This is a genomic window from Oleiphilus sp. HI0123, assembly GCF_001635315.1.
Genome location: NZ_LWGE01001766.1, coordinates 1 through 2,523, shown reverse-complemented (window position 1 = coordinate 2,523; position 2,523 = coordinate 1). Strand labels below are relative to the sequence as shown.

Annotated in this window: 2 protein-coding genes and 1 pseudogene; all 3 read right to left on the bottom strand. The window is 42.3% G+C overall.

Annotated elements, in window-relative coordinates:
- A partial coding sequence (locus A3761_RS23820) for an amino acid ABC transporter permease (RefSeq protein WP_068751038.1) occupies positions 1-966 on the bottom strand: 966 nt, incomplete at its 3' end.
- Between the two features lie 186 nt (positions 967-1,152).
- Complete coding sequence (locus tag A3761_RS23815; RefSeq protein ID WP_068509981.1) at positions 1,153-2,175, bottom strand: amino acid ABC transporter substrate-binding protein; 1,023 nt, start codon at positions 2,173-2,175, stop codon at positions 1,153-1,155.
- 138 nt (positions 2,176-2,313) lie between these two features.
- Positions 2,314-2,523, bottom strand: a pseudogene (locus A3761_RS28180) (hypothetical protein); the annotation flags it as partial.

Sequence of the window (2,523 nt, the reverse complement as noted above, 5' to 3'; positions counted from 1 at the left end):
GATGACTCTCATCGCCTGGGGCACGACGATCAGTGACATAATCTTTCGCTCACTTAAGCCAACACTACGTGCGGCTTCAGTTTGTCCATGCGGCACCGATTGAACACCCGCTCGAACAGCTTCTGCAATGAATGCACCGGTATAAATACTTAAAGCTAAAACCAAAGCCATTAGTTCCGGGATTATTGAGGTTCCACCGCTGATATTGAAGCGCCCAAGCTCTGGGTATTCCAAGTGAAAAGGAACACCCATTATTAGTGTTGTCAGTAGCGGCAGCCCAAAAAGAATACCCAGACTGACTGAAAATACAGGAAACTGCTCGCCCGTATCATCTTGCCTTCTATGCGCCCAGCGGCGAAGAAAGAATATGCCAGCAATCGCTATACACAATGAAGCGTATACAAACATTGAGCCTTGCTCATCAATCACACTTGGGATAAACAAGCCTCGAACATTTAGAAAAATCGATTCACCAACAGAAAAACTGTCACGCGCTCCGGGCAATGAAGCCAGTACAGCGAAATACCAGAAGAAGACTTGTAGTAATAATGGAATATTTCGAAATATTTCTACATAAATGACTGATAAGCGTCTGACTAACCAGTTGTGGGAGAAATAAGCGACCCCCATAACAAAGCCGATAATAGTTGCCAATACGATACCAATCATCGAAACCATAATCGTATTAAGCAAACCTACGATAAATGTTTTCCCGTAGGTATGTGTCGCATCGTAAGGAATCAAGGACATTAAGATATCGAAGCCTGCGGTAGTAAATAAAAAGCCGAAACCGCTTTTTATTCCTCGAGCTTCCATATTGGCGATTGCATTGGAAACAATCGAATAGAAAAAGTAGCCAAGTGCGAAAACCAGGATTAATTGATAAATAATCGCCCTGTTACGAGGGTTATTTATAAATGAACCCGACTTAAGCTTTAAGTGTTCGGACTCCGGATCTGAAGACATAATATGGCCTTACAAATTATTTCCAAAAGAATGCTGTTAGCTACCTATAAAGCGAGCCATTTTTTTACTCAGCTTCTAGACTTAGTAAGCGCTAACTTATTATTTGAGAATTTTCTAGCTACTGGATTAAACAGCCTGCTACTAAACAAGCTGTCTAATCTTATGCTTACAAGAAGCCAACCTGTATTATCGAACAGGTGGGGAATACAGAATACCACCTTTGTTCCACTGGGCATTCAAACCACGTGAAATTTTAAGAGGTGAGTCCATACCAACATTACGCTCAAACGACTCGCCGTAGTTACCTACCTGCTTAACGATGTTATAGGCCCAACCGGCTTCCAAACCAAGCTTCTCACCAGCATCACCCTCAGAACCCATCAAACGTTTTTGAGCCGGGTTACCTTCAGCTTTAGCCTGATCTACATTTGTACTGTTAACACCTAAGAATTCTGCTTCTATCAAGGCGTTCATTGTCCACTTAACGATATTGAACCAACCATCATCACCCTGTCTAACCACTGGGCCTAATGGTTCTTTTGAAATAACTTCAGGCAAAACCATTGCTGAAGAAGGGTCTTTTAGGCCGATACGAATCGAATATAATTGTGATTGATCAGAGGTTAATACGTCACAACGGCCGCTTTCAAAGCCTGCACGAGTCTGATCTGAAGTATCATATGTAACTGCTGTGTACTTCATACCATTTGCACGGAAGTAGTCAGCCATGTTCAATTCAGTGGTGGTACCTGCCTGAATACAGGCAGATGCTCCATCGAGCTCTAATGCACTTTTAACACCTAGCTTTTTGGATACCATAAAGCCTTGGCCATCGTAGTAGTTTACACCAGCAAAGTTCAAACCTAGTGATGTGTCACGTGTATGAGTCCAAGTAGTATTACGAGACAAAATATCTACCTCGCCACTTTTTAGTGCTTCAAAGCGTTCTTTTGCAGTGAGTGGGCGATAAGTTACTTTATCTGCATCGCCTAAAACCGCTGCAGCAACCGAACGACAAACATCTACATCCAGTCCGCTCCACTGCCCTTTCTCGTCTTTTTGTGAAAAGCCCGCTAAACCGACACTCACGCCACAACTTACCATACCTTTCTTTTTTACTGCATCAAGTGTTGAACTTGCATAACTTTGTTGTGCAGTTAACCCTACTGCCACGATCGCAATACCAGCGGTCAATTTATTAAGTTTCATTATCCTAACCCCTTTATATAGTTGTATTCTCCCGTGACAGCATTACACGGTAGCATTTGAGATTAACATAGATCCAAAGCAAGATTGAACTCCTATTTCCGGATCCATTGTTATAATCGATTAAATATCACGAGTTCGTTAATTTCTGGGCAAGCCTTTTAATTCTGCATAAGTATCCTGAATCATTTTTGCATCTGCACTGGCCCGATGACGCGCCAGACCTGCTAATTCAATAACTTTGTCGTGGACGGGTGTCCATTGTTCTCGTTCTTCCTGGCTAAGCAATGAGAGTAAAGATTCAATTCGAAAGGCTTGTTTACATTCAGCTTTATCAAATAACTGACCCAG

What these genes read in the sequence shown, in the direction of transcription:
- A3761_RS23815 (WP_068509981.1), bottom strand. Translation starts at nt 2,175, where the DNA reads ATGAAACTTAATAAATTGACCGCTGGTATTGCGATCGTGGCAGTAGGG.